General features: G+C 74.0%; 22 protein-coding genes and 4 tRNA genes. 14 read left to right on the top strand and 12 right to left on the bottom strand.

All coding sequences use genetic code 11. The features are described from left to right. Positions 1-96 precede the first annotated feature (96 nt). A complete protein-coding gene (locus OSB71_RS17250; protein ID WP_265949032.1) occupies positions 97-1,701 on the bottom strand; it encodes a helix-turn-helix domain-containing protein in 1,605 nt (534 codons plus the stop codon). Positions 1,702-1,879: 178 nt separating this feature from the next. Between OSB71_RS17250 and OSB71_RS17245 the strand changes: the two genes are divergently transcribed. After that, positions 1,880-2,479 (top strand): hypothetical protein, encoded by a 600-nt coding sequence (locus tag OSB71_RS17245; RefSeq protein ID WP_265949030.1) that lies wholly within the window; start codon positions 1,880-1,882, stop codon positions 2,477-2,479. Between the two features lie 210 nt (positions 2,480-2,689). On the opposite strand, the gene OSB71_RS17240 is transcribed toward OSB71_RS17245, so the two are convergent. Further along, a complete protein-coding gene (locus tag OSB71_RS17240) occupies positions 2,690-3,994 on the bottom strand; it encodes an alpha-hydroxy-acid oxidizing protein (RefSeq protein ID WP_265949028.1) in 1,305 nt (434 codons plus the stop codon). 37 nt (positions 3,995-4,031) lie between these two features. Here OSB71_RS17240 and OSB71_RS17235 point away from each other — a divergent pair, with 37 nt between their 5' ends. Both OSB71_RS17235 and OSB71_RS17230 read left to right on the top strand, forming a co-directional pair. Continuing rightward, a complete protein-coding gene (locus tag OSB71_RS17235) occupies positions 4,032-5,276 on the top strand; it encodes a PucR family transcriptional regulator (protein ID WP_265949027.1) in 1,245 nt (414 codons plus the stop codon). Positions 5,277-5,560: 284 nt separating this feature from the next. After that, positions 5,561-7,174 (top strand): CocE/NonD family hydrolase, encoded by a 1,614-nt coding sequence (locus OSB71_RS17230; protein ID WP_265949025.1) that lies wholly within the window; start codon positions 5,561-5,563, stop codon positions 7,172-7,174. Between the two features lie 132 nt (positions 7,175-7,306). Here OSB71_RS17230 and OSB71_RS17225 read toward each other — a convergent pair whose 3' ends face one another. From OSB71_RS17225 to OSB71_RS17210, 4 genes are all read right to left on the bottom strand, one after another. Beyond that, entirely contained in the window at positions 7,307-7,642 is a 336-nt protein-coding gene (locus tag OSB71_RS17225; protein WP_265949024.1) for a YnfA family protein, read from the bottom strand. Positions 7,643-7,978: 336 nt separating this feature from the next. Then, the gene (locus OSB71_RS17220; protein WP_265949023.1) at positions 7,979-9,010 is read right to left on the bottom strand and encodes a sporulation protein; all 1,032 of its coding nucleotides are present in this window, start codon (positions 9,008-9,010) and stop codon (positions 7,979-7,981) included. Positions 9,011-9,114: 104 nt separating this feature from the next. Continuing rightward, positions 9,115-10,401 (bottom strand): RNA polymerase sigma factor, encoded by a 1,287-nt coding sequence (locus OSB71_RS17215; protein ID WP_265949022.1) that lies wholly within the window; start codon positions 10,399-10,401, stop codon positions 9,115-9,117. Between the two features lie 15 nt (positions 10,402-10,416). Next, positions 10,417-10,836, bottom strand: coding sequence for a YciI family protein (locus OSB71_RS17210; protein WP_265949020.1), 420 nt, complete (start codon positions 10,834-10,836; stop codon positions 10,417-10,419). A 249-nt stretch (positions 10,837-11,085) separates the two neighbouring features. On the opposite strand from OSB71_RS17210, the gene OSB71_RS17205 reads away from it, so the two are divergent. The 5 genes from OSB71_RS17205 (at position 11,086) to OSB71_RS17185 (ending at position 14,272) form a co-directional block, all read left to right on the top strand. Next, the gene (locus OSB71_RS17205; protein WP_265949018.1) at positions 11,086-11,349 is read left to right on the top strand and encodes a hypothetical protein; all 264 of its coding nucleotides are present in this window, start codon (positions 11,086-11,088) and stop codon (positions 11,347-11,349) included. A 139-nt stretch (positions 11,350-11,488) separates the two neighbouring features. Continuing rightward, on the top strand, positions 11,489-11,728 hold the full coding sequence (locus OSB71_RS17200; RefSeq protein WP_265949017.1) for a hypothetical protein: 240 nt from the start codon (positions 11,489-11,491) through the stop codon (positions 11,726-11,728). Next, entirely contained in the window at positions 11,703-12,227 is a 525-nt protein-coding gene (locus OSB71_RS17195) for a DUF6879 family protein (RefSeq protein WP_265949015.1), read from the top strand. The genes OSB71_RS17200 and OSB71_RS17195 overlap by 26 nt, the downstream gene beginning before the upstream one ends. A 10-nt stretch (positions 12,228-12,237) precedes the next feature. Further along, positions 12,238-13,086, top strand: coding sequence for a helix-turn-helix domain-containing protein (locus tag OSB71_RS17190; protein WP_265949013.1), 849 nt, complete (start codon positions 12,238-12,240; stop codon positions 13,084-13,086). A gap of 772 nt (positions 13,087-13,858) precedes the next feature. Continuing rightward, a complete protein-coding gene (locus tag OSB71_RS17185; protein WP_265949011.1) occupies positions 13,859-14,272 on the top strand; it encodes a hypothetical protein in 414 nt (137 codons plus the stop codon). 344 nt (positions 14,273-14,616) lie between these two features. Here OSB71_RS17185 and OSB71_RS17180 read toward each other — a convergent pair. The 6 genes from OSB71_RS17180 to OSB71_RS17155 form a co-directional block, all read right to left on the bottom strand. Then, positions 14,617-14,689: transfer RNA gene (locus tag OSB71_RS17180), tRNA-Lys, on the bottom strand. Between the two features lie 105 nt (positions 14,690-14,794). Next, the gene (locus OSB71_RS17175; RefSeq protein WP_265949009.1) at positions 14,795-16,903 is read right to left on the bottom strand and encodes a DEAD/DEAH box helicase; all 2,109 of its coding nucleotides are present in this window, start codon (positions 16,901-16,903) and stop codon (positions 14,795-14,797) included. 239 nt (positions 16,904-17,142) lie between these two features. Further along, complete coding sequence (locus OSB71_RS17170) at positions 17,143-17,667, bottom strand: hypothetical protein (RefSeq protein WP_265949008.1); 525 nt, start codon at positions 17,665-17,667, stop codon at positions 17,143-17,145. A gap of 289 nt (positions 17,668-17,956) precedes the next feature. Then, the gene (gene crcB / locus OSB71_RS17165; protein WP_265949006.1) at positions 17,957-18,331 is read right to left on the bottom strand and encodes a fluoride efflux transporter CrcB; all 375 of its coding nucleotides are present in this window, start codon (positions 18,329-18,331) and stop codon (positions 17,957-17,959) included. Next, entirely contained in the window at positions 18,328-18,882 is a 555-nt protein-coding gene (locus OSB71_RS17160) for a FluC/FEX family fluoride channel (RefSeq protein WP_265949005.1), read from the bottom strand. The genes crcB and OSB71_RS17160 overlap by 4 nt, the downstream gene beginning before the upstream one ends. Continuing rightward, positions 18,879-19,241, bottom strand: coding sequence for a metallopeptidase family protein (locus OSB71_RS17155; RefSeq protein WP_265949003.1), 363 nt, complete (start codon positions 19,239-19,241; stop codon positions 18,879-18,881). Before OSB71_RS17155 ends, OSB71_RS17160 begins: the two co-directional genes overlap by 4 nt. A gap of 67 nt (positions 19,242-19,308) precedes the next feature. Between OSB71_RS17155 and OSB71_RS17150 the strand changes: the two genes are divergently transcribed. The 6 genes from OSB71_RS17150 (at position 19,309) to OSB71_RS17125 (ending at position 25,318) form a co-directional block, all read left to right on the top strand. Then, a complete protein-coding gene (locus OSB71_RS17150; protein ID WP_265949002.1) occupies positions 19,309-20,997 on the top strand; it encodes a metallophosphoesterase in 1,689 nt (562 codons plus the stop codon). Between the two features lie 105 nt (positions 20,998-21,102). After that, positions 21,103-21,175: transfer RNA gene (locus tag OSB71_RS17145), tRNA-Glu, on the top strand. Positions 21,176-21,218: 43 nt separating this feature from the next. Beyond that, a tRNA-Asp gene (locus OSB71_RS17140) sits at positions 21,219-21,293 on the top strand. 27 nt (positions 21,294-21,320) lie between these two features. Continuing rightward, positions 21,321-21,397 (top strand) — tRNA-Phe (locus OSB71_RS17135). 1,057 nt (positions 21,398-22,454) lie between these two features. Next, positions 22,455-23,216: a hypothetical protein gene (locus OSB71_RS17130; RefSeq protein ID WP_265949001.1), complete on the top strand. Its 762-nt coding sequence runs from the start codon at positions 22,455-22,457 to the stop codon at positions 23,214-23,216. Continuing rightward, a complete protein-coding gene (locus OSB71_RS17125) occupies positions 23,213-25,318 on the top strand; it encodes a DNA methyltransferase (RefSeq protein WP_265948999.1) in 2,106 nt (701 codons plus the stop codon). Before OSB71_RS17130 ends, OSB71_RS17125 begins: the two co-directional genes overlap by 4 nt. Positions 25,319-25,549: the final 231 nt, after the last annotated feature.

The raw sequence follows: 25,549 nt of genomic DNA, 5'->3' as shown, positions 1-25,549 counted from the left end.
TCCCGCTCCGCCTCCCCGCGGCGGGACCGCCACCGGGGGCGGCCCGGAGACTCCCCCGCTCTCCGCGGCCGCCCCCGGTCTCCTCGTGCGGTGGCGTCAGCCGAGCAGGCCGACGCGCCAGTTGCCCGTGGCGTGGTCGTGGCCGTACAGCGGGCGGTCCGCCGTACCGCTCGTACGGAACGGGCGCCCGTGGTCGTCGACGCGCAGCGTGCCGGAGCGGCCCCGCGCCGACCAGTCCAGCTCCAGGTACCAGTCGCAGTCGCACCCCGTGGTCGTGGCCGTCACCCGCAGGACGTGCGGCTCGGTGGCCGAGACGCGGAAGGGGAACCGCTCGGCGGGCAGCGCGCGGCCCTCCCCCTCGCCGTCGTAACCGTCCCGCGGCACGGCCTGCGGGCGGGGGGCGTCCAGGTCGACGGCGAAGCGGGCGGGGGTGAGCGCGCCGCCGCAGCCGTTGGACATCGCGTAGGCGTTCCACGGCAGCGGGTCGCGGCGCTCGACGACGCGGACGTGCAGGTCCCGCAGGACGACGGTCGCGCTGTCCACCCCCTGAACGGTCACCTCCAGCAGCGTGCGGTCGCCGTGCACGGCGCCCACGTCCGCCGCCCACCGGGGCGCGTCCTGCTCCACGGGGGGCGGCGGCACGTCGGCGGGGGCGGTGCGGCCGGGGTCGATCAGGTAGCGGTGGTCGCACTGGGCGAGCCACACGTGGGACCGCGTGGTGACGGTCACGGGAGCGGCGCCGGGGTCATCGGGCGCGGGCCCGCCGGGCGCCGACCCGGCCGGGCGCGGCGTCCCCGGGGGCTCGGTGCCACCCGCCTCACCGCTCACCGCCGGGCCGTCGGCGGCTCCGGGCGCGAGCGGCCCGCCCGGCTCCGCACTACCGCCCGGCGCGGGCGTCGACACCTCCGGCGCGCCCGGTTGCGCGCGTCCCCCGCCGGAGGGGGCGGCGGACGGGCCGCCCGGGTCGCGGGTGAGGGCGAGCACGGCGGAGGTCAGCAGCAGGGCGAGCGCGAGCACGCCCGCGAGCACCACCCCGACCGACGACCGCCGCCGCACCACCCCGCGCACCTCCACCACGGCGGCCCGGACCCCCCGGCGCCACTCCGGCCCGGACTCGGGGTCCGGTCCCGGACGGAGCTCGGGCCCCGGCCCGGACTCGGGCTCCGAACCGGCCTCCGACGCGGAACCGGCCCCCGGCGCCGGCTTGGGCTGCGGGTCGGTGACGGGGTCCGGCTCGGGCGCGGGCGGGGGCGTGGGCCGCTGATCGGGCGCAGGCTCCGGGTCGGGCGCGGGCCGCCGTCCGGACGGGGCGCTGGACGCATCCCCCGAACTCCGCCCCGGCGCGGGCTCCGCACCGGGTCCGGCCTCCTGGCCGAACGCGGACCCGGGCGCGGGCGCGGGCCCGGGCTCGGACGCGGGCTGCCGCTCCGGGCCGGGTGCGGGGGCCGCGCGGTGGGCGTCGGCCAGGAGCCAGCGGCGGTGGAGCTCCGTCAGCTCGCCCGGCGTCGCGCCGCACAGTCGGGCCAGGCGTTCGGCGGGGGCGTAGTCGGCGGGGAGCGCGGCGCCGTTGCAGTAGCGGTGCAGGGTGGACGTGCTCACGTGCAGGCGCCCCGCGAGGAACCCGTAGCTGCGTCCCGAGCGCTCCTTCAGCTCGCGGAGGTACGCGGCGAAGTGCGCCGTCTGCGGATGTCGTGCGCCCATGCCTCCCCCGTCGCTCCGCCCGGCTGTTCCACCCCGCCGTTCCAGGCCCGTGACGCGTTCCCTGGTCAGCGTACTCCCCGGCGTTCCAGCGTCCCGCATGCGGCGCGGACCGTTGGCACGGCGCGGTGGCCGTGCCGAGACTCGTTGCCGTAGGACCTCGATGACCAGGAGGAACGAGATGAGACTGACGCATCGTCCACTGCGAGCCGGTGTGGTCGCGGCCGCGTCCGCCGCGGTGGCGCTGACCGTCGCGGTGCCGGGGCCCGCCCAGGCGACGGTGCGACCCGCCGAGCGCGGCTACACGCTGCTGGACGCCGCCGACCTGCCGCCCGCCCCCACCCCGTGGGCGGCCGGGCCGGTGACCGAGGGCGCCGGCGGGGAGCGGTTCTGCGTGGAGTCGCGGGTCCCGAACGCCGGATCGGTGCACCGGTCCTTCCACACCGAGCTGGACACCGGCGGCGCGCAGATCGTGCACGAGGCGGCGAGCGTGCGGGACGCGCGGGACCTGACCGCGGAGCTGCGCGAGGCGGTGGAGACCTGCGCCGAGCGGTTCGCCGAGCGGTACCCGGAGGGGAAGGTCCGCGAGCGCGACCACGGACGCGTGCACGCCCTGCAGACCGAGGTGCCGGAGTCCAGCCGCAACGTGAACATGGTCGGCGTCGCCCGGAGCGGACGCCTGGTCACCGTCGTCGAGTGGGGGCAGATGGGCACGCTCGAGGACGCGCCGGTGCGCGAGTTCCGGCGGACGCTGCGCACGGCGGTGGACAAGCTGCGCTGAGCGCCGCGCGGTGGGCCCCGGCACGGGGGTCCGGGGTCCACCGACCGTGCGGGGCGAGGCGGCGCCGCTCCCGCTCCGCCCCGCGATGGCGGGACGCGGGCGGCGGGCGGCGCGTACCGGCGGGCGCGGGTGCCGAGCGGCCCGGGGGGCGGGCGTCCGGGGTACGAGCTGCCCCCGCGCTCCGGGCGGGGGGCGCGGGCGGCGCGGGCGCTAGATGCGGCGCAGGGCCTCCGGTGTGAGGTCGGCGACGCGGGTGAGTCCGCTCAGGCCCAGCGTCAGATCGAACTCGGCGATGATGTCGGCCACCGCGTCGCGCGCGCCCGCCGCCCCGGCGAGCGCCAGCCCGTACAGGTGGGGGCGGCCGACGGTGACGGCGTCCGCGCCCAGGGCGAGCGCCTTGAACACGTCGGCTCCGCCGCGCACGCCGCTGTCCAGCAGCAGGGTGGCCCGCCCGGCGACCACGGGCGCGATGTCGGCGAGGGCGTCCAGCGCCGCGACGGCGCCGTCCACCTGCCGCCCGCCGTGGTTGGACACGACGATGCCGTCCACCCCGGCGTCCAGGGCGCGGCGCGCGTCGTCGGGGTGGAGGACGCCCTTGAGCAGCACCGGAAGGTCGGTGCGCTCCCGCAGGGTGGCCAGGTCCGCCCAGCTCAGCGAGGGGCGGGAGTAGACGTCCAGGAACGTCTCGACGGCGGCGCGCGGTTCGGGTGAGCGCAGGTTGGCGGCCAGGGTGCCGGGGAAGCGCCGGCTCATCGCCAGCAGGGTGCGCAGGGCGCCGAGCGTCACGCCGGGGGCGTCCGGGCGGGCGCCGCCACCCCCGGCGCGGGCGGCGGCGATCCGCTCGCGCACCAGGGCGCGGAAGCGGGGGTCGGAGGTGTACTGCGCGATGCCCTGGCCGCGGGCGAAGGGCAGCGAGCCGAGGTTGAGGTCCATCGGACGCCAGCCGAGCATGGTGGTGTCGAGGGTGACGACGACGGCGTCCGCCCCGATGTCCCGCGCGCGCCGCAGCAGGCTGTCCACGAGTGCGTCGTCCGAGCTCCAGTAGAGCTGGAACCAGCGCGGCGCCCGCCCCATCGCCGCCGCCGACTCCTCCATCGGGGCGCAGCCCTGGTTGGAGAGGACGTACGGCACCCCCAGCTCGGCCGCGGCCCGGGCGACGGCCACGTCGGCCCGCGGGTGCACGAGTTCGGCCGCGCCGACGGGGGCGAACAGCACGGGTGCGGGAACGCGGCGGCCGAACAGCTCGACGGACAGGTCGCGGTGGGAGACGTCGCGCAGCACGCGGGGGACGATCGCCCAGCGGTCGAACGCCGCCCGGTTGGCGCGCGTCGTCGCGCCGGACCCGGCGCCCCCGGCCACGTAGGCCCACGCGCGGGCCGACATGGCGCGGCGGGCGCGGCGTTCGAGGGTGGCGAAGTCCGTCGGCACGGTCGGCTTCCGGCCGAGCGCGCCCGCCCGGTAGTGGGTGTTCTGCCGGGCGCGGCCGAAGCCGCCGGGCGGTGACGTCTCAGGCATGGCCGCACGGTACGGCCGCCGCGTGCCACAGTGAACTGTGACCGAACCCAAACCTGCCGGGATCATCCTGGGCGGCGTCCCCGTCGCGCGGCACCTGACCGCCCACGCGCACGACCTCGCCCTGCGCGTGGTGGAGGAGCTGGCCGGGCAGCTCGCCGCGTACGCCGCCCTGCCGGACGAGCAGTTGCGCACCGACATCGTGCGGGTGGCGCACCGGAGCATCCGCTCCTTCGCGCGGGCGCTGGACAGCGGCCGGCTGCCGGACGCGGAGCGGCTGGCGGCCATCGAGGAGTCCGCCGCCCGGCGGGCCGAGGAGGGGCTGCGGCTCGGCGCCGTCGTCAGCGCCTACCACCTGGGCGCCCGGGTGTGCGCGGACGAGCTCGCGGCGCTGGCCCGCCCCGCCGACCTGCCCGCCGTCCTCCAGCTCAACCGGCTGCTCCTGGACTACCTCGGACGGGTGACGGCGGCCGGCGTCGACGGCTACTTCCAGGAGCGCCAGGCCGCCTTCGGCGAGGAGCACTCCGCGCGGCGGGCCCTGCTGGACGCGCTGCTGGACGGCGCGTCCGCCCCGGACGCCGCCGGGCGCGCCGGCATCCGGCTGCCGCCCTGCTACCTGGTGCTGAGCCTGGCCGTGGGGCCGCACCCGGACGAGCGCACCCCCGGGGTGGACCCGGTGATCGCCGGGCGGCGCAAGCTGCGGCGGCTGCGGGTGGAGCTGGAGCGGCACGTGCGCGGGGTGACGCTCTCGGCGCTCACCGCGGACGGCGGGCCCGCCCTGCTGCCCGCCGAGTCCGCGCCCGGGGCGGTGCGCGCGGCCACCTGGGAGTGGCTGGCCGGGGTGCTCGCGCACCTGACGCGGGTCGCGGGCGCCGAGGTGACCGCGGGCGTCGTCGCCGCCGCGCCGGACGGGGTGCCCGGCGCGGTGCGGCTGGCCGAGGAGGTGCGCACGGTGGCCGCCGCGGCCGGACGGCCGCCCGGGCTGTACCGGCTGGCGGACGTGCTGCTGGAGTACCAGCTCACCCGGCCGGGGCCCGCGCGGGACGAGCTGGCCGGGCTGCTCGCGCCGCTGGGCGCGAAGCCGGAGCTGCTGGCGACCCTGCGGGCGTACCTGGCGCACGGCATGGACCGGCGCGGCACGGCGCGGGCGCTGAGCGTGCACCCGAACACGCTGGACTACCGGCTGCGCCGGGTCACCGCCTTCACCGGGCTCGACGCCACGCGCCCCGCGGACGCGGCCCGCGTCCAGGCCGCGCTGACCGCCTACGACGCGGCCCGCCCCTGAGCCGCCGCCGCACCCGGCGCCCCGGTGCGGCGCGCACGCATCGCCGGGCGCGGGCGTGCCCGGGGCGGGGGTGGCGGAGGGCCGTGCGGCGGCGCCGTACGCGCGCGGACTCACGCGCGGGACGACGGGACGGACGGTTCCGCCGCACGGCTTGTGACGCGTCACCAACCACGGCGTCGGAACTTTGGCACCGGCCCAGCGCCGGGCACCGCTCGCCGCGCCATCCTGGACACAGCCTGTGTTACCCCCGGGTAACAGCCGCCGCGTCCCGAGGAGCCGACGCCATGCACCGTAGCCACCGCGCCCGCAGCAGCCGGGCGGACCGCAGGAGACGCGCCGCCGTCGGGGCGGTGTCCGTCGCGCTGCTGGCCGGCGCGGCCCTCGGCGGCGCCCCGGCGGCGCACGCCGCGCCCACCGCCGTCACCGCCCCGCCCACCGCCGTCACCGCGTCGGCGGAGCTGCCCACCGAGGTCCGGTTCGTCGACATCCCCGGCCACCAGGGCGTGCGGCTGGCGGCCAACGTCGTCGCCCCGGCCGGCACCGGCCGCGCGCACCCCGTGCTGGTGTTCCCCACGAGCTGGGCCATGCCGCAGGTGGAGTACGTCGCACAGGCCCGCAAGCTCGCGGCGCGCGGCTACGTCGTCGTCTCCTACAACGTGCGCGGCTTCTGGCAGTCCGGCGGCGAGATCGAGGTCGCCGGGCCCGCGGACATCGCCGACGCCTCCCGGGTCATCGACTGGGCGCTCGCCCACACCGCCGCCGACCCCGAGCGCGTGGGCATGGGCGGCGTCTCCTACGGCGCGGGCATCAGCCTGCTGACGGCCGCCGCCGACCCGCGCGTGCGCGCGGTGGCCGCGATGAGCGGCTGGGCCGACCTGGTGGAGTCGCTGTACTCGGGGCAGACCCAGCACACGCAGGCCACCGCGTTCCTCACCGGCGCCGGCTACCTCACCGGCCGCCCGAGCGAGCGGACCGCGACGATGATGAAGCGCATGCTCAGCGGGAAGCTCGACGGCCTGGACGACGTCATCGCCTGGGCCGAGCAGCGCTCCGCCACCCACCAGGTGGACCGCATCAACGCCAACGGCACCGCCGTCTACCTCGCCAACGCCTGGGGCGACTCCTTCTTCGCGCCCAACCAGTACGCCGACTTCTACGAGGAGCTGACCGGCCCCAAGCGGCTGGAGCTCCGCCCCGGCGACCACGCCAGCGCGGAGGCCACCGGCCTGCTCGGCCTGCCCAACGACGTGTGGACCGGCACCCAGCGCTGGTTCGACCACCACCTGGGAGGCGTCCGGAACGGCATCGACACCGAGCGGCCCGTGCGGCTCAAGCCGCGGAGCGGAGCACCGTACGAGTCCTACGCGAGCTGGTCGCAGGCCACGGCGCGCACCGAGCGGATCGCCTTCGCCGACCGCGAGCGCATCCTGTCGAACGGGGGCTCGGGCGCCAACGCGGGCGTGTCCTTCCTGTCGAACATCTTCGACCAGTTCACCCGGGAGGCCCCGAAGGCGGCCATCCCGCTGCTGCCCGGCCACCGCGCCGCCACCTGGCAGACCGGGCGCCACGACACCGAGCGGCGGGTGCGCGGCGCCGCCACCGTCCGCACCACGGTGACCAGCTCCCACCCCAGCGGCACGGCCGTCGCCTACCTCTACGACGTCGGCCCCCTCGGCGTCGGCGAACTGATCACGCACGCGCCGGCCACGTTCCACGACGCGGTGCCGGGGAAGCCCTTCGCCCTCGACGTCGAGCTGTTCGCCACCGCCTACGACGTGCCCGCCGGGCACCGCCTGGCACTCGTCATCGACGGCGTGGACACCCTCTACACCGACCACAACAGCTTCGCGCAGTCCCTGACGTTCACGGACACGGAGCTGACCGTGCCGCTCGGCTGACCGCCCGGCGGCCGCCGCGGTGACGGGCTCCGTCCGGTGCGGGGCGGGGCCCGTCTCCGCGGGGGCGCGTGCCCCGGCACGGACCGTGCCCCCCGCGAGGCCCGTGCGGCGCGTTCCGCGCGGGCCGTCCGGCTAGCCGCCGCGCGGCGCGTACATGATCACCGCCATGCCGACGAGGCAGAGCAGCGCGCCCGCGACGTCGAACCGGTCCGGGCGGTAGCCGTCCGCGACCATGCCCCAGGCGAGGGACCCGGCGACGAAGACCCCGCCGTAGGCCGCCAGCACCCGGCCGAAGTTCGCGTCGTGCTGGAAGGTGGCGACGACGCCGTACAGCCCCAGCGCGATCGCCCCCGCGCCGACCCAGACCCAGCCCCGGTGCTCGCGCAGCCCCTGCCACACCAGCCAGGCGCCGCCGATCTCGCACAGGGCGGCCAGCACGAACAGCGCGACGGAACGGGCGACGACCACGCGGTGCACTCCCTCGACCTCGGACGACCTCGGACGACATCAGACGGCCCCGGACGACCCCGGATGGCCCCGGACGCGACGAACGCCCCCACCCTCTCACCCGGCGTACCCGGGGCAGACCTCGGCCGCCCCGGGTACGCCCCTCCGCGTCCCGGAGCAGCCCGGACGGCGAGGCCACCGGGCGGGGGCCACCGGGCGGGGGCCACTGGGCGGGTGCCACCGGGCGGGGGCACCGGGAGGCCGCGACCGCGGGGCGGCGGGCGCGGCGCGTTCCGGGGTCGGTCGTGGACCGGTCAGCGGCGTCCCGCCGCCGCGCGCCGCGGGCGCGGCGCGCCGTCAGCCCTCCTCGCCCTCGTCCCCGCCCTCGTCGTCGCCTTCGTCGTCGCCCTCGAAGGCGTCCCCGATCTCGTCGACGACCTCGGCGGCGACCATGCCGCCGACGACGCCGACCGCGAGCCCGGCCGCGCCCGCCGCGACGGCCGCGCCCACGCCGGAGCCGGAGCCGTGGTGGCCCGCGTGGTGGTGCCCGTCCTTGCCCGGGTGGGCCCCGTAGGGGTGGCCGTGGTCCGTGCCGGACGCGGCGTAGGCGGCACGGGCGTCGACGAGCGCGCGCAGCCAGGCGTCGACCTCGGCCACCCAGTCCCGGTCCGCCACCCCCTCGTGCGGGACGACGTGGCGGTTGAGCGCGTCGCCGCCCCCGAAGGCGCCGAACGGGCCCGCACCGCGCTTGTCGGCCTCCAGGACGACCTCCACCCCGGCCGGCGAGGCCAGGAACGTCACCTCCAGCTCGTGCAGCGCGTGCGCGTACTGCGGCGCCGGGGTCAGCTCGATCTCCTGGTAGAAGGGCAACTGCTGCCCGGTGCCGTGGATGTGCCCCAGTTCCACGTCGGCCGAGGCGAAGCCGAAGCCGAGCTGCCCCAGCGCTTCGAGCACCGCCTCCTGGGCCGGCGTCGGCGTCACGGCCAGCGCGTCCAGGTCGCCCTTGTCCCGGGCACCGGCGACCGCCAGCTCCGTGCGCACCCCGAGGACCACGCCGAGGTGCTGACCGTGCAGCTCCGTCAGCGGCGTCTCCCACGGCAGGGTGACGGCGAAGGGAACGGCGTGCTCGGTGCCCGCCGCGAGCCGGAAGCCGCCGCCCACGGTGAAGCGGCCGAAGGAGACCGTCCCCTCCGCCTCCCCCTCCTCGTGCTCCGCCTCGACCCGCGCGACGAGGTCGAGCGTGACCTGCTCGACCTCGTAGTCCGCGTCGCCCCCCTTGAGGCGCACCTCACCGCGCAGCGTGCCGCCGGGCACGGCCGACCCGTCCAGCACCGTGTCCACCGTGGGCGCGCCCACCCCGAGCGCCCCGAGCAGTCGTTTGAACACCATGGGAACCGTTCGCTCCTTCGTCTTCCCACCACCGCGCCGCACACGGCGCGCTACGCCCCCTGACGTTACGTGCACACCGGCTTTCCTGCCCACACCCCCCTGGGTCAGCCGAGGTCGGCGAGCTTGCCCTCCAGGACCGCGCGCTCGCGGTCGTTGCCGCACAGCCGCGCCGCGCGCTCCAGCTCGGCGCGCGCCTCGTCGGCGCGGCCCAGCCGGACGAGCAACTCCCCGCGGACCGTGGGCAGCAGGTGCGAGCGCGGCAGGGCTCCGGCGGCCACCAGCCCGTCCACGATGCGCAGCGCCACGGCCGGCCCCCGTGCCATGCAGACGGCCACCGCCCGGTTGAGGTCGACCACGGGCGAGGGCGCGAGCCGGCCGAGCGCCTCGTAGAGCAGCACGACACGCTCCCAGTCGGTCGCGTCGGCCGAGGGGGCCAGGGCGTGGCACTCCGCGATGGCCGCCTGGAGCCCGTAGACGCCCAGGCCCCGGCCCGCGCCCTGCGCGCGGGCCAGCGCGGCGCGTCCCCGGCGGATCGCGGCGCGGTCCCAGCGGCCGCGGTCCTGATCCTCCAGGAGCACCGGCCGCCCGTCCGGCCCGGTGCGGGCGGGGAAGCGCGCGGCGGTCAGTTCCAGCAGGGCCAGCAGGCCGTGCACCTCCGGCTCGCCGGGCGCCAGCCGGGCGAGCACCCGGGCCAGCCGCTGGGCCTCGCCCGCCAGGTCGAGCCGGATCAGCTCGCCGCCGGAGCTGGCCGAGGACCCCTCGGTGAAGACCAGGTACACCACGCTGAGCACCGAGCCCAGCCGCTCGGCCCGCTCGTCGGCCGGTGGCACCGCGAACGGCACCCGGGCCGCGGCGAGCGTCTTCTTCGCCCGCGTGACGCGGGCCTGGACGGTGGCGGTGGGGATGAGGAACGCCTTGGCGATCTCGTCGCTCGTCAGGCCGCCGACCACCCGCAGGGTCAGCGCCACCCGCGCCTCGCGCGACAGCACGGGGTGGCACGAGACGAACATCAGCGCCAGCACGTCGTCGTCGACCCGGTCCGGGTCCCACAGCACGTCCTCGGCGCCCCCGTCCCGGGCGCCCGGCGGGCCGCCCGAGGCCACGCCTCCCTCGTCCAGCCCGTGGGCGAGGGAGGCGTACCGCTCGGCGAGGGCGGAGCGCCGGCGGAACGCGTCGATCGCGCGCCGCCGGCCGACGGTGAGCAGCCAGCCCGTCCGGTCGCGCGGCACCCCGTCGCGCGGCCAGGCCACCAGCGCCTCGGCCAGCGCCTCCTGCGCGCAGTCCTCGGCCAGCGCGAAGTCGCCGGTGTACCGCGCGAGCGCGCCGACGATGCGCGCGGACTCGATCCGCCACACGGCGGCCACGGCCTCCCGGCCGCTGTACTCACCCATCTCCGACCGCTCCGCTCAGAGCTGGCCCGTGGCCTCGCGCCACGCCCGCTCCTTCTTGATCCACTCGTTGTCCTGCGGGAACTCGTCGATCGTGGTGACCCGCCGGATCTCGGTCTTGAACCCCGGCCCGGTCATCGGCGCCCGCTTGGCCCACTCCACGGCCTCCTCCTTGGAGGCCACGTTGATGATGTAGAAGCCGCCGAACAGCTCCTTGGTCTCGCCGTACGGGCCGTCGGTGACCACGGGCGGCTCGGCGGAGTGGTCGACGACCACGCCCTCCCCGGCGTCGTCGAGCCCCTCGGCGGCCAGCAGCACCCCGGCCCGGATCATCTCCTCGTTGTACCTGCCGACGGTCTCCAGCAGCTGGTCGAAGTCGAGGTCCGCCATCCCGGCGTAGGCCTCGTCGGTGGCGCGCCAGATCAGCATGTACTTCATGGTTCTCCCTCTCCCGGGCTCTCCACGGGCCCTCGTGTGGACCCTCTCACCCCAAGGTCGAACGCCCACGCCCCCGATCGACACGCCACCGAAATTTTTCCCCACCTCGTCCCCCACCTCGTCCCCCGCCCCCGCCCCACCGCCGGGCCCGGACGCCGGGCGGAGCGCCGGGTCCGGCCGCCGCCCGGAACCGTCCGCGCCCGTACCGGCGTTCCCGTACCGGAGACCGGTGATCACGACCACCTCGCCGTGACGGCGCCGCCGGAGCCGTCCGGCGTCCACATCAGCGTCACCCAGAAGTACCAGGAGGTGAGGGGGCTGGCCCAGACGGTCGACAGGATCGAGCACAAGCTCGACGGACTCCTCGACGAGACCCGGGATATCCGGGGCGACGTGCAGGGTCACGAAACGCGTATCCGGGCGCTGGAGCGGTCGAGGTGGCCGCTGGCGTCGATCGCCGCGCTCACCGGCGTGGCCGCCCTGGTCATCGCCCTCCTGGAGATCAGTCGCTGACCCACCGCGCCCCCGCTGGCCTCGGCCAGCGGGGGCGCTTCGTCATGTCCGGACATCGACCTGATGCCGTCTTGACGGCGCTGACCCACAGGGCGAAGGTGCGCAAGGAAACGCAACTCCCTCGACGCCGGAGGCTGCCATGCCACTACGGTTCATCGCGAAGGACCCGGAGACAGACACGGGTCAAAGTCCCACCGTGTGGGTGGACGAGAAAAACTTCGATCTCGTCTTCCAAGGCTGGAAGATCGACGAGGCCACCGAGAAGGAGTGCCTGCAGGTGGGTGTGATCCCGGATCACGAAGCGGTCGTTCGTATCCCCGCCCGCATGGTGTCGATCATCAGGGAGGCTTGCGATGCCGCCGAGCGTGCTCAGCTTTGACGAACTGCTGGACTCAGCCGAGCGGTCGGCGGTTCACCTGGAGATGCGTGACGTCTACGCGGTCTCGCACGAGAACGAGCACTTCCGCATGTGGAAGGAAACCGGCGTCCGGCCGACCGACCCGGACTCGCCGTACTGGAAAGCGTGGACGACCCTGATCCGGCGCACCGTCGCACGCGGTGTTCAAGTGCGCCGAGCACGGATCGTCTCCGAGCCGGTGTCTGAGTATGTCCGGTACGGGTACGCCGGGGCGCCCGTCAACTTGGCCGCAGGCGAACAGGTGCGGTGGCTGCCCCGGCGGCGGGCATCCGACATCGCCCTGCCAGGCAACGACTTCTGGCTGATCGACGACCGTCTGATCAGGTGGAACCACTTCACCGGCGACGGTGCCTCCGCTGGTGGCGAGATGTGCGACGACCCTGCCGTCGCAAACCTCTGCGCCACAGCGTTCGAGTCCGTGTGGGCCCGCGCGGTCCCCCACAGCGAGTTCACCGTCTGATCCGCCCAGCATGTCGCTCTCGCCGTCGTCCAGCGTCCAGGAGGCCCGTAAGGCAGTCGCCCAGCGGCTGCGGGAGGCCCGCCTGGACGCTGGACTGACCGGCCGCCAGATCGCCGAGCGCTGCGGGTGGCACCCGGCGAAGACCTCCCGCATCGAGTCCGCCAAGGCCGTCCCCTCGGACGCCGACATCCGCGCCTGGTGCGCAGCCTGCGGCTGCGAGGAGCGGGTCGAGGACTTCATCGCCGCCTCGCGCACGGCCGACTCGATGTACGTCGAGTGGAAGCAACTGCACCGCACGGGCATGAGGAAGGCCCAGCAGGACTTCGTACCCCTCTTCGAACGTACCCGCCAGTTCCGGGTCTACTGCTCCACCGTCATGTCCGGGCTTGTCCAGACCCATGAGTACGCCGCGTCCCTGCTGTCGATGATCAGCCGCTTCCAGGGCACCCCCGACGACTCGGAAGGGGCCGCCGCCGCCCGCGTCGCCCGTTCGCACGTCATCCGGGAAGGAGATCACCGCTTCGCCCTGTTGTTCGAGGAGGACATCTTGTACCGGCTGCACGGCGACTCGGAAGTGATGGCCGGGCAACTGGGCTACCTCTTGGCGGTGATGGCGCTGCCATCGGTGTCCCTCGGCGTGATCCCGAGGGGTGCCCCGCGCACCATGTGGACGCTGGAGACGTTCACGATGTTCGACGAGGCGCGCGTGCACGTGGAGCTGCTGACGGCGAAGGTGACCGTGACCCAGCCCGGCGAGATCGCCACCTACCAGCGGGCCTTCGGGCGGATGGCCGAGATGGCTGTCTACGGAGCGCCAGCGAGGCGGCTGATCACCCAGGCCCTCGACGCCTTGGGCTGACGAGTCGCAACTTTTCGCAACTTCGTAGCCGCTCCTCAGCCACCCTCCCTACGTTCGGTGCACACGCCACTACGGACGCCCGGAGGTTGCCGTGCTCAACCCCACCCCCACCGACTACCCGCCCCCCGCCCGGGCGCTCTTGCGCTGCTGCCGATGCGGCGATCTGACCCAGGACGGGACCCCGGTCGACGCGCCGAAGGCCGGGGAGGGCGCACCGCAGCCCGCCGTTGCCTGCCCCGCCTGCTCGCGGCCAGGCGAGGGTGAGCGATGAGGACAACGCCCCCGCGGTGCCCCGACTGCGGCGAGCTGCGCGGCGACGTGCGCCCCGTCGCGTTCATCGAATCCGGCTCCGGCCCGGGCTGGACCCGGTACGCCTGCCGGCGGTGCGTCCCCCGCACCCCGCTCGACTCGGAACCCGTCGACAGAATTGACGGAACACCGCTCCAGGCCCGTTCCGTCAATTCTGTCGACACCGTTCCCCTGCGCGGCCCCGAGTCCCCGCCGCCCGCACCCTGCCCGTTCCCCTGCCGCATCTGCCGCGAGAAGGGCCGTCAGTGACCCGGCGTCTCGTTATCGCGCCGCACGTGCGGGTACCGCGCGCTCCGAGAGAGGGACACCCTGTCCCTCTGTGCCATGCCGACCTCCCGCCCCGGGCCGCCCGGGTACGCCCCTACGTGTTCCTGCCGTACTCGGTCTGGAAGCGCCCGCCCGGCGGCCCCTACGCGGCCCGGCGGGGTTCGTAGACTGGCGTGCCGCCGACGGAAGGAACACCATGCGACCCCAGCGCTTCGAGTCACTGGCCCTGGACCTGGCGAAGAACGACCCCAAGGTCGGCGCCGCCACGACGCTGAAGGACGCCGGGGAGAGCCGGTACCCCTACGGGCTGGCCGTCACGGCGGACGGCCGCGACATGCGGTTCCAGTTCATCGCGCAGTCCCGAGACGGGGACAAGTTCGACGAGCCGGAGCGCGTCACCGAGGCCCAGCAGCCCTTCAACACCGACGCGGTACCGACGGGCGGCCTGCCCGAAGAGCGTTTCCTGGCCGACCTGGTCGCCCGCTCCGGCTCCCGCGAGCTCGTCGACATCGTCATCTGGTCCCCTCGGAAGACCAACCGGGAGGGCAACCACGGGGTCACCTTCTTCTTCGCCGACACGGCGAGGATCTACGCCCGCGTCATCCGCTGATCCGCCCGCGGGCGGGCGTAGCGCACCACCGAGCACGGACCTGCACCACCACCCACCGAGGAGGTCGTCATGTCTGACCAGTCCGGTTGCGGCGCATGCGGGGCCCGGGTGAGCGTCCCGCCCGGCACCCCCTGCCCGCCCCACCAGCCAGCCGGCGATCGGGCCATGTGCCCCGGCGCCGGTCAGCCCACCCAGTAACGCGACTCTCCGGCCCCCGCTCAGCTCCGGCTGAGCGGGGGCCTCGTCATGCATGATCGCCACCACTCGGCCGAGCAATGGCCCACTGGGCGGCCCAGGAACGACGAAAGCCCCGGCTCAGGCGCTTCTGAGCTGGGGCTTGTCGGTAGGCCGTGTGGGACTCGAACCCACAACCAATGGATTAAAAGTCCACTGCTCTGCCAATTGAGCTAACGGCCCGGGCTGTGCTGGATCGAGCATAGCGGGGCGGGGCGCTGGGGGCCGAGTGGGTATCAGGCGGCGCGTGGTGCCCGCAGGCCCGGGTGGGCCTGCGGGCGGCGGCGGTCAGCCGTTGTGCTTCCAGCGCGGCTTGTCGGTGCGGCGGCCGTAGGCGCGGTTGCCGGCGGCGGGGGCGCCGCGGTGGTCCTCGCGACGGCCGTACGGGCGGCGGTCGTCGGAGCGGCGGTCGCGGTTGAACGGGCGGTCGCGGTCGCGGTCCCGGTCGCGGTTGAACGGGCGGTCGTCGCGGCGGAAGCCCCGGTCCGCGTGGTCGTCGCGGCGGCCGTACGGACGGCGGTCGTCGGAGCGGCGGTCACGGTTGAACGGACGGTCGTCGCGGCGGTCGTCCCGGCGGGGGGAGCGGTCGTCGCGGCGGAAGGGGCGGTCGCCACGGTCCCGGTCGCGGTTGAACGGGCGGTCGCGGCGGTCGTCGCGGCGCTGGGGGCCGCCCTCGCGCTTGCGGTCCTCGCGGGACTGCTGCGCCGCCTTGCGCTCGCGCTCCCGCTCGGCGACGCGGGCAGCCGCGATCTTGGCGGCGCGCTCGGCCTCCTCGACGGCGACCCGGTCCATGTCGGCGCCGAGCTGGGCGACGGCCTCGTCGGCGTCGGCGCCGCGGTCACGGGCGGCGCGGGCGGTCAGCCGTGCGGCCTCCTCGCGCAGCTCCTTCGCCCGGCTCCTGGCGTCCTCCAGCTTGCTGGCCAGCTTGGCGACGTCGCGCTCGGCCTGGCGGGCGGAGTTGGCGGCGGCCTCGGCCTGCACCTCGCTCAGCGAGCGGGCGCCGGTGATGGCGGCGACCTCGTCGTCGAACACGTCGCCGCGGCCGATGAGGTGGCGGGACGCGTCCACGCCGGCGTCCTCCATCAGCCGGAACGTCTGCCGCCGCTGGTGCGGGAGGGCCAGCGAGACGACGGTGCCGGACTGGCCCGCGCGGGCGGTACGCCCGGAGCGGTGCAGGTAGTCCTTGTGGTCGCCGGCCGGGTCGACGTTGAGGACGAGGTCGATGCCGTCGACGTGGATGCCGCGCGCGGCGACGTCCGTGGCGACGAGCACGTTGACGTGGCCCTCCTTGAAGTCGGCGAGCGTGCGGGTGCGGGCGCCCTGGGTCATGCCGCCGTGCAGGGCGTCGGCGCGCACGCCGGACTCGCGGAGCTGCTCGGCGACGCGGTCGGCGCCCATCTGGGTGCGGACGAAGGCGATGGTGCGGCCCTTGCGCGCGGCGATGGCCGCGGTGACGGGCGCCTTGTCCTGCGGCTTCACGATGAGGATGTGGTGCGTCATCGTCGTCACCGCGCCCTGCGCCGCGTCGACCTCGTGGCTGACCGGGTCGACGAGGTAGCGCTTGACCAGGGAGTCGATCTCGCGCTCCAGCGTGGCCGAGAACAGCATGCGCTGGCCGCCCTCGGGCACCATGTCGAGCAGTTCGGTGACTTCGGGCAGGAAGCCGAGGTCGGCCATCTGGTCCGCTTCGTCCAGGACGGCGACCCGCACGTCGGCGAGCGTGCACGCGCCGCGGTTGATCAGGTCGCGCAGGCGGCCCGGGGTGGCCACGAGAACGTCCACACCGCGCTCCAGGGCGCCGATCTGGTTGCCCATGGACGTACCGCCGCACACCACCTTCAGCTTCAGGCCGAGCACGTCGCCGTAGGGCTGGAGGGCGTCGGAGACCTGCATGGCCAGCTCGCGCGTCGGGGTGAGGATCACCGCGCGCGGACGGTTCCGGGCGGTGCGCCCGCCGGCGAGACGGGCGAGCGTGGGCAGGCCGAAGCTGAGCGTCTTGCCGGAGCCGGTGCGGCCCCGGCCGAGGATGTCCTTGCCCTCCAGCGCGTCCGGGATGGTCGCGGCCTGGATGGGGAAGGGCGCGACGACGCCGTTCTGCGCGAGCTTGCGGACGACGGGCTCGGGGAGGCCGAGGGTGGTGAACGTGACCTCGGGCTCGGCCTCTTCGGCGTCGGCGTCGGCGGTGGTGTCCGCACCGGCCGCACCGGCCGCACCGGCCGCACCGGCCGCGTCGGGCGCCTCGGCACTGTCGGCCGCCGCGGTCGCGTCGGCGGCCGGTGCCGGTGCCGGGACAGTGATGTCGGGGTCGGCGTCCGCCCGCTCGCCTACGGGGGCGTCGAGGGTACGCTCGATCTCCTCCACGACGGCGGAGGCGTTTTCGGGCGTGGAAACAGACATGCTGATGCGAACCTTCCGGAGTTCATCGGCACGCGCCACAAACTTCCGTGATTCGCACACGACCGCCTCGTGCGGTCAAGCCCACGGCTAAGCAACGGAACGCGCCACACGGCGCGCTTCGGTTTCGGCGCCGGGCAAATGGGATCAAACGATCTACCACCATACGCACCCGCCACCCTTTCGTGCAAACGCGTCCGGTCGGGGGACGACGGCGGCCGCCCGCCGGGCCGGGGCGAGGCTCACCCGCCCTCCCCACCGCCCGGCTCGTCGGAGGCTTCCGGGGTCTCGCCGGGGCTCTGCGGCGGTTGCGGGGTGGGGGTGGGCGTCGACGGTGGCGGGGCGGACGGGGGCCGGGTGGGGCCCGGCTCCTCGACCGGCGGGCCGGGGTCCCGCGGCCCCTCGCCGCCCTCGTCCGGGGGCGCGTCGCCGGGGTCGTCGGCCCCGGGGCGGGAGGGGTGGACGCCGGGGCCCTCGTCCCGGCCCGGGGCGCCGGCGCCGCGGGGCCCCTCCCCCGCCTCCCCGGGGTCCTCCGCGCGCCCGCCGTCCGCCGTACCGGAGGCGCCGGGCTCGGGCGCGGGGGTGGCACCGGGTTCCTCCGCCCGGGCCCCGGGCGCCGAGGGGCCGGGGGCGCCGGGCGCACCGGGTACCTGCCCGCCGTCCACCACGCCGGGCTCGTCCGGGACCGAGGAGTGGCCCACCGGCGCCGTGCCGGGGCTCTCGTCGGCGCCGACGGTGACGCAGCCGGTGACGCCCAGGACGGCCAACGCGGCGGCGAGCCCGGCACCGACGGCCCGGGCGGCCCCCCGCGCGGCGTTCCGGGAAGCGGCACCCCGGGCAGGGGCGGCGACCCGGACAGCGGGACGGGGGCCGGTGGCACGGGGGGCGGCGGGACGGGGGCCGGCGGGGCGGGGGGCGGCGGGTTCGGGGGCGGAGCACACGGTCGGGCACCTCTCGGCGGGGGCGGCGGCCGCGTGGGCCGGAACGGGACGGGCCCCCTGCCCAACTGCGCACGCGGCGTCCAGGACACGCGCCCGCGGAGGACGCCGCCCGCGCTCAGCCCGCCAGGCCGCGCGCGGCGGCGAACCCGGCGTACAGCGCGGCGAGTCCGGCCACCAGCGTGCCGCCGGTGTTGGCCAGCGCGGCCGGCGCACGGCCGCGCTCGACCAGGCGCAGGCTCTCGTAGGAGAAGGTGGAGTACGTGGTCAGCGCGCCGCACAGGCCGGTGCCGAGGAGCGCGTCGGCCGACGGGCCCAGCGCCCCGCCGCGCACGGCCCCCGCGACCACGCCGAGCAGCAGGCACCCGACCGCGTTGACGGTGAACGTGCCCCACGGGAACACCGAGTCGTGCCGGGCCTGCACCGCGCGGTCCGCCAGGTAGCGCAGCGGCGCGCCCACCGCGGCCCCGAGCGCCACCAGCAGCCAGGTCACCGGCGCGCCCCCGGAGCCCGCCCCGCCCCCGGACTGCGCCCCGCCCCCGGCGCCCGTCCGGCCGCCAGCGCCCGTCGGGTGGCCGCCGCGCCCGCCCACACGGCGCCGAGCGCGCCCAGCAGCGTCCCGCCGAGGTAGGCCGCGGCGGCGCCGACCGCGCCGTCCGCCACCAGCGTCAGGCCGTCCCAGGCGTACGCCGAGAAGCTCGTGAAGCCGCCCAGCAGGCCGACGCCGAGGAGGGGCCGGGTCAGCGCGGGCGCCCCGCGCGCGTCGAGTACGGCCATCAGCACGCCGATGAGCGCGCACCCCGCGAGGTTGACCAGCAGCATGGCCCAGGGGAAGCCCCCGCCGGGGGGCCACAGCCGGGTGAGGCCGTACCGGGCCAGGCCGCCCAGCGCGCCGCCGAGCGCGACGGCCGCGAGCACCCGCGGGCGCCGGGCGCCGCGCGCCTCCGCCCGGTCGGCGGGCACGCTCAGGTCCACGTCGGGGTCGACGGCCCGGCCGCGCCCGCCCGGGCCGTCCCCGAAGGCGTGGGCGGGAGCGGGGCTCACCCGTATCCCAGGGCGTGCAGCCGTTCGTCGTCGATGCCGAAGTGGTGCGCGATCTCGTGCACCACCGTCGTCTCCACCTCCTGGACGACCAGCTCCCGCCCGCCGCCCTCCCGCTCGCACATCCGCAGGGTGGGGCCCATGTAGACGGAGATGCGGTCGGGCAGGACGCCCGCGTACCACTCGCCGCGTTCGGTCAGCGGCGTTCCCTCGTACAGACCGAGCAGCTCCGGGTCCTCGGCGGCCGGCTCGTCCTCGACGAACACGGCCACGTTGTCCATCAGCCGCGTCAGCTCGGGCGGTATGCGGTCCAGCGCCTCGGCGACCAGTTCCTCGAACTCCTCGCGCGTCATCTCCACCACTGGTCCATTGTCGGGTACCGCGGTGGGCCGCCGCATACTCGGGTCCGGACGGGGCAGGGGGTTGCGCATGGCCCGTGCTCAGCTCAGGACGCTCGGCGCCGCCGGTGTCCGCGCCCGCGCCGCCGCCCGCCGCCTGGTCCACCGTTTCCGCTCCGGGCGATCGGCCCGCGTCGTCCCGGAGCTGGCCGCCCGCCGCCCCCGGCACCGCTACGCCCGCGCCGCGGGGCTGCTCGCCGTCACCGTGCTGGGGGCGTGGCTGGGGCTGCTGACGGTCGGCAACGTGCACAAGCCGGTCGGGCCGATGGACACCACCATGACGCTGCGCCCCTCGGCGGTCGGCGGCACCCGGATCAACGTGCCGCCGCTGGGCGCGCTGGACCTGGAGAGCCACTACGCGCCCCTGCGCCTGGACGTCGACGTCACCCAGCTCGACCCGGACCGGGTCGGCTACCTGGTGGACGACCCCAAGCGCCTCGCCGGGCTCCAGGACCAGGTCACCGACGACGTCGCCGCCGGCACCCGCGACCTGGCCGTCCGCTCGTGCGTCGCCGTCGTCTTCGGCGCGACGGCGCTGGCCCTCGCGGTGTACCGCAGGCCGCGCCGGGCCCTGGCCGCGGGCGGCCTCGCGCTCGTGCTGCTGGCCGCGTCCGGGGCGAGCGCCGCGGCCACCTGGAACCCCAAGGCCGTGCTGGAGCCGCGGTTCTCCGGCCTGCTCGCCGGCGCGCCCAGCCTCGTCGGCAACGCCCGCAGCATCGCCTCCGACTTCGACGTCTACCAGCGGGAGCTGGCGCGCCTGGTGACCAACGTCACCAAGCTGTACGACGCCGTCTCCACGCTGCCCACCTTCGCCGCGGACCCGACCACGATCCGGGTGCTGCACGTCTCCGACATCCACCTGAACCCCGCCGCCTGGGCGATCATCGAGTCGCTGGTGGAGCAGTACGAGATCGACGTCGTCATCGACACCGGCGACACCATGGACCACGGCACCGCGGCCGAGAACGCCTTCCTCGACCCCGCCGCCGAGCTGGGCGCCCCGTACGTGTGGGTGCGCGGCAACCACGACTCGCAGACCACCCAGGACTACCTGGCCGCGCTGGACAACGTGCACGTCCTGGACGACGGCGAGGTGACCGAGGTGGCCGGGCTGCGCGTCGCCGGCATGGGCGACCCCCAGTTCACCCCGGACCGCTCGGTCGTCCCCCAGGGCGACCCCGCCGAACGCGCCGCGGGCCGCGAGCTGGCCCACCGCCTGCTCACCGCCCAGCGCGCGGGCGATCCGGTGGACATCGCCGTCGCCCACAACCCCGTGCTCGCCGAGCAGGTGGACGGCACCGTGCCGCTCGCGCTGGCGGGGCACGTCCACCACCGCAAGCAGCGCGACCTGCCCGGCGGCACCCGGCTCATGGTGGAGGGCTCCACCGGGGGCGGCGGGCTGCGCGCGGTGGAGGGCGAGGTGCCCGAGGAGGTCAACGCCTCCGTGCTCTACATCGGCCAGGAGACGCGGCAGCTCCAGGCGTGGGACGAGATCACCCTGGGCGGGCTGGGCCTGACCTCCGCCGAGGTCGTCCGCCACCTGGTCGACGACCCCCTCCCCGCCCCCGGCCCCTCCCCGACGGCGTCCCCCACCCCGACCGGCACCGGCACGCCCTCGCCCACCGGCTCCCCCACGGGCTCCCCGACCGGCTCGCCTACCGGCGATCCCGCCCTGAGCCACCCTGGCAGCCCCGCGCGCGAGCCCTCGGCGGTGCCCTGACGTCCACCGCCGCACCCGCCGCAATCCGTTTTGGCGAACCGTCCCGCTATCCCATATGCTTCTCACGTCCCCGACGCGCTGACGAGGCGCCCAGGTGGGCCATCAGCCCTCATCGTCTAGTGGCCCAGGACGCCGCCCTTTCAAGGCGGTAGCACGGGTTCGAATCCCGTTGGGGGCACGCACAACCTTGCATATGCGAATTCGTTCGCGTGTGCAGATCTGGTCCTGTGGAGCAGTTTGGAGTGCTCGCCACCCTGTCAAGGTGGAGGCCGCGGGTTCAAATCCCGTCAGGACCGCTTGTAGTTCATTTCGGTGAACTGCGTGGCTGGGTAGCTCAGTTGGTACGAGCGATCGCCTGAAAAGCGATAGGTCGCCGGTTCGATCCCGGCCCCAGCCACCATACCGGAGACGTCCCGGACGGCACGCCGTCCCGGGACGTCTCATTCTGTGCTCCAGCAAAGACACGCCCCTGCCCCCAGGGTTCCATGTGCTGACACGGTGCTGACGTGTCAGCACCGGACTGCCGTGATTCCTGGCTGCCGAGCCCTTCCGGCTCCCGCAGGGAACCCGTGCTACTCCGAGAGCGCCCGTGGGTAGACATCGGGTCTCCCGGCAATCAGGCGCGCAGCAGGGTGGCAGTGCACCCCGACGGCGTGGTCTGCTGCGAGAAGGCGGTGCGCTCGTGCGGCGGACGGTCTGCGCGTAGGGGCCGAAGACGACGAGGGCGCCCGTGGACAGCTCCATACGGTCCAGGTAGTCGTCCAGCTGCGCCGCCGTCTCGGGGTCGCCGTTCTCCCGCCAGAGCTCGGCGAAGGAGCGCAGCAGCTTGTCCATGTAGATGATGACCGATTCCATCCTGCGGCCCAGGACGCGGACGATGACCTCTTTGTAGGTTGGCCACGCACACCGGCGAGCGGCTGACCTGCGGGTCTAAACTCGCGGTCGGCACAAGCGGAGGGTCGTGTGGATCTCAACGCGGCGTCCGGCATCGAGATCGGTGACGCCTGGGTCACCGCGACCGTCCACGGCACGGAGCGGTACGAGGTGGAGCCGCCCTTGGACAGTCCCGAGGGTGTGGCCGGGGCGTGCGACTGCCCGTATGGCCTAAAAGCGAACGGTGCGCATCGTCGTTCCGGGGCGGTGGCGCTCAATCCCCCTCGGCGCCACGCCGCTCCCCTCGGACATCCAGGTCCTCACCAGAGAGTGCGTCCAAGATTCCCCGGGTCCGCGAGGTTTCCAGTGCCATCAAGCGGGACCAGCTGAGGGGCCCGCAGACCTCGGCTCGGAGACCGTGCAGGTCACGCCGAAGCAGATGCGGTCGGCGGTCACTGCGTGACCGATGCTGCCAACACGTCTATCAGGCGATGTCACCGCTTCCCGATACGATGCCCCCGAAAGGAAGCGCGCCCCACTCCCGGCGGTGCGGTCGGACGAACCGAACAAACGGAGGGCAGCAGGTGGGCGCGGTCGAGCAGGTGTTTCTGGAATGTGAACGCGCTCGGGCGGACGGCGACCTGATCCAGCGAGTGTCGGCGAGCGACAAGGAGTACCACTTCCAGAACTGGGTTGGGGAACGCATCGAAGCGTGCCGCCTCGCCTACGACGAACCGGGCAGGAACACGTATCCGGACTTCCGGCTCGTTAACCACCCGGAGGGCTACGAAGTCAAGGGTTTGGAGTTCCCCGGCCGAGAGGCTGACTACGACTCCAACTCCCAGGTACCCACGGGGAACCACAACGGCCGCGAGGTCTTCTACGTCTTCGGACGTTACCCCAAGGCCGAGCGCGGCGTTGACGAGTACCCCGTCGTCGATCTCGTGGTCTGCCACGGCAGCTTCCTGAACGCCGACACCAACTATGTCCATAAAAACAAATCGTTCCGCGGCTTCGGCTCCTACGGCGACATACTGGTCCGCGACCGGAAGATGTACGTCGTGCCGACGCCGTTCGCACTGGCCGCGGGAACGGCCGGCCTGGCCACACTCATCGCACCCGCCGACTACCAGGTGCAGTCGAGCGAGCTCGTCCAGGTGGGCGAGCTGGACCGTGTCGAGGTCGACGATGTGCTCGTGTCCTACGAGTTCAACATGCAGACCAACGAGATGGTCACGCACAAGGAGCCGAACCCGAACGCCGGTACCGTGCACCAGTTCCGTGCCTACCGATCGCGTGGAGCGGGCGACACCAAGACGGTCACGCTGAAGGAGCCTCGCTCATGACGCCCGTGGTGCCTGCACGGACGTGCCTGGAGTCAGCCTTCCCCGCCGCGATGCTCAGTGCCGTTGGCACGAAGGAGTCCTGGCGCAAGGAGGTCCACCGCCCTGCGACCAGCACACACAAGTGGTGGGCTAAGCGCCTCGGCACTGTCTTCCGCGGAATTCTCGCCTCGGCTACAACACCCGAGGACGCCGATAGCGCCGCGGCATACGCATCCCCGCTGGATCTGAAGGGTGCCGTCGTTCTCGATCCCTTCTCTGGCTCTGGTGTCACTGGTGTCGAAGCGCTCAAGCTCGGAGCCCGAGCAGTCTGCTTCGATATCAACCCTGTGGCAACCCTGGTCCAGCGCCAAGCAATGCAGCCCTGGAACATGGAGCGTCTGGCGACTGTCTACGAGGCCGTCGAGTCTGCCTGCCGCGAGGAGATTGACCGCTTCCACCGGGCCGAAGATGGCCGGAGCGTCCTGTACTACTTCTGGGTCGCGACCGTCCAGTGCCCCAGTTGCTCCGACAAGGTCCGGCTGTTCGACTCGCCGGTGTTCTCCAAGAACGCTTATCCCAAGCGGGTGCCGAAGGCACAGATCGTCTGCCCTAAGTGCCTGGCTGTCAAGCAGAGCCGACACGACTTCGACTCCGAAACGTGTCTCAACGGCCACGAGATCAGCCAGCGCGGAGCAGTCCGTGGTCAGATGGCAACCTGTCAACAGGGCCACACCTTCAAAATCTTGACTGCTCTCGGCGGCAACAGGGCCGAGTTCGAGATGTACGCCAAGATGGTCGCGAACCCGGACGGCTCAAAGGTCTACGAGAGCATCACTGACTGGGATCGCGACCTCTACGCACAGTGCGTCGAGCGGCTCGCCGGTCTGCCCGACTCCGCAGTCCTGCCGCAGGGTGAGCTCGCCAGAGGCAACAACACCGACCAGGCGCTGAAGTGGAACTTCCGCAAGTGGCACGACTTCTTCAACGCGCGCCAACTGGTCTCGCTCTCGCTGATCGCGACCGCAATCCGGGACTTGCCCGGACCCTCCGCAGAACGTGAAGCGCTCGCGGCACTCTTCTCGGGCACCCTTGAGTTCAACAACCTCTTCACGTCCTTCAAGGGCGAGGGGACCGGCGCTGTCCGGCACATGTTCAGCCATCACGTCCTCAAGCCGGAGCGTACGCCCCTCGAAGCTCATCCGTGGGGGACGCCTCAGTCATCGGGGTCCTTTTCGACTCTCTACAAGAGTCGGCTGCAGCGTGCGCATGAATACAAGGTGAAGCCCGTCGATCTCGTCGACGAAGGCGACGGGGTCGAACGTGTCACCGGGCTCGCTAAGCCGCTGGTTGCGACCCTTGTCGACTCATGGGCATCGTTCGAGACCGCCCAGGGCCAAACCGCCTACGTCGCCACGCGGAACTCGGCGGAGACCGATCTTCCCGATGAGTCTATCGATCTAGTCGTCACGGACCCGCCCTATATGGACAACGTTCACTACGCGGAGCTCGCTGACTTCTTCCACGCCTGGCTTCGCGGAATGCGGCCGCACGAGGCATATGCGGCGACGGCGACAACACGCCGAACCGGAGAAGTGCAACACGCGGATCCGGTGGAGTTCGGCAAAGCCATCGAAGCTGTCTGGAGCGAATGCGCACGGGTCCTGAAGCCGGGTGGCCTCCTCGCCTTCACGTTCCATCAGGCCCGCATCAGCGGGTGGGTACAGGTAGTCGAGTCGCTTCGCCGCGCCGGCTTCGTGATCACTGCCGTCCAGCCGGTCAAGGGGGAGATGTCGACGAGCATCGTCAAGGCTGGCGCCCGAGAGCCGTCGAACCTGGACAGCGTGGTTGTTTGTCGTCGGGCAGCCGACGGCGCGACCAACCCGAACGGCTCACTCGAAGAAGCTCTGGCAACCGCACAGAAAGAGCTGAGCGCTCTGCTGGAGGCCGGTGTGGATGTGGGGGCAGGAGACGTGCGGTCCGTCGTTCGCGGCTCCCTGTTGGCTTACCTCTCGTCAGCGAGCATCGACTTGAACGATGCGGTCATCGCTCAGGTGGACGCGCTGGCTTCAGAGGCAGTCGACGCACCGGTCGCCCCGAAGCAATCTGCTGCGATTCCCGTCTGACACGAGCAACAATGCCGAGAAGCTGGGACGTGTTTCGAAGGTGGCGTCGTGCCGCCCGTGAGGACGGTGCGGGGCGGTGGCAGGTGCGCGCAGCTGCAAGGCGGAGAGAGGATAGGCCACACCACGCATCAGACGCGTGCGCGAGTGATCACTACCGGCACTGAAATGCGTCGTTCTCGGATCCAGCCTCGTGACCTTGACGACTGGGGACACGAAAGCCATCCGTCCCAC

The organism is Streptomyces marinisediminis (genome assembly GCF_026262575.1).
Classification (GTDB): Bacteria; Actinomycetota; Actinomycetes; order Streptomycetales; family Streptomycetaceae; genus Streptomyces; species Streptomyces marinisediminis.
This window is presented reverse-complemented; position numbering and strand designations above follow the sequence as displayed.

Excerpts from the sequence above, each read along its gene's own strand:
- OSB71_RS17215 (WP_265949022.1), bottom strand. The coding sequence starts at position 10,401 with ATGGGTGAGTACAGCGGCCGGGAGGCCGTGGCCGCCGTGTGGCGGATC.
- OSB71_RS17175 (WP_265949009.1), bottom strand. The coding sequence starts at position 16,903 with ATGTCTGTTTCCACGCCCGAAAACGCCTCCGCCGTCGTGGAGGAGATC.
- OSB71_RS17125 (WP_265948999.1), top strand. The coding sequence starts at position 23,213 with ATGACGCCCGTGGTGCCTGCACGGACGTGCCTGGAGTCAGCCTTCCCC.
- OSB71_RS17200 (WP_265949017.1), top strand. The coding sequence starts at position 11,489 with ATGCCACTACGGTTCATCGCGAAGGACCCGGAGACAGACACGGGTCAA.
- OSB71_RS17240 (WP_265949028.1), bottom strand. The coding sequence starts at position 3,994 with ATGCCTGAGACGTCACCGCCCGGCGGCTTCGGCCGCGCCCGGCAGAAC.
- OSB71_RS17195 (WP_265949015.1), top strand. The coding sequence starts at position 11,703 with ATGCCGCCGAGCGTGCTCAGCTTTGACGAACTGCTGGACTCAGCCGAG.
- OSB71_RS17250 (WP_265949032.1), bottom strand. The coding sequence starts at position 1,701 with ATGGGCGCACGACATCCGCAGACGGCGCACTTCGCCGCGTACCTCCGC.
- OSB71_RS17245 (WP_265949030.1), top strand. The coding sequence starts at position 1,880 with ATGAGACTGACGCATCGTCCACTGCGAGCCGGTGTGGTCGCGGCCGCG.
- OSB71_RS17185 (WP_265949011.1), top strand. The coding sequence starts at position 13,859 with ATGCGACCCCAGCGCTTCGAGTCACTGGCCCTGGACCTGGCGAAGAAC.
- OSB71_RS17220 (WP_265949023.1), bottom strand. The coding sequence starts at position 9,010 with ATGGTGTTCAAACGACTGCTCGGGGCGCTCGGGGTGGGCGCGCCCACG.
- OSB71_RS17230 (WP_265949025.1), top strand. The coding sequence starts at position 5,561 with ATGCACCGTAGCCACCGCGCCCGCAGCAGCCGGGCGGACCGCAGGAGA.
- OSB71_RS17190 (WP_265949013.1), top strand. The coding sequence starts at position 12,238 with ATGTCGCTCTCGCCGTCGTCCAGCGTCCAGGAGGCCCGTAAGGCAGTC.
- OSB71_RS17150 (WP_265949002.1), top strand. The coding sequence starts at position 19,309 with ATGGCCCGTGCTCAGCTCAGGACGCTCGGCGCCGCCGGTGTCCGCGCC.
- OSB71_RS17210 (WP_265949020.1), bottom strand. The coding sequence starts at position 10,836 with ATGAAGTACATGCTGATCTGGCGCGCCACCGACGAGGCCTACGCCGGG.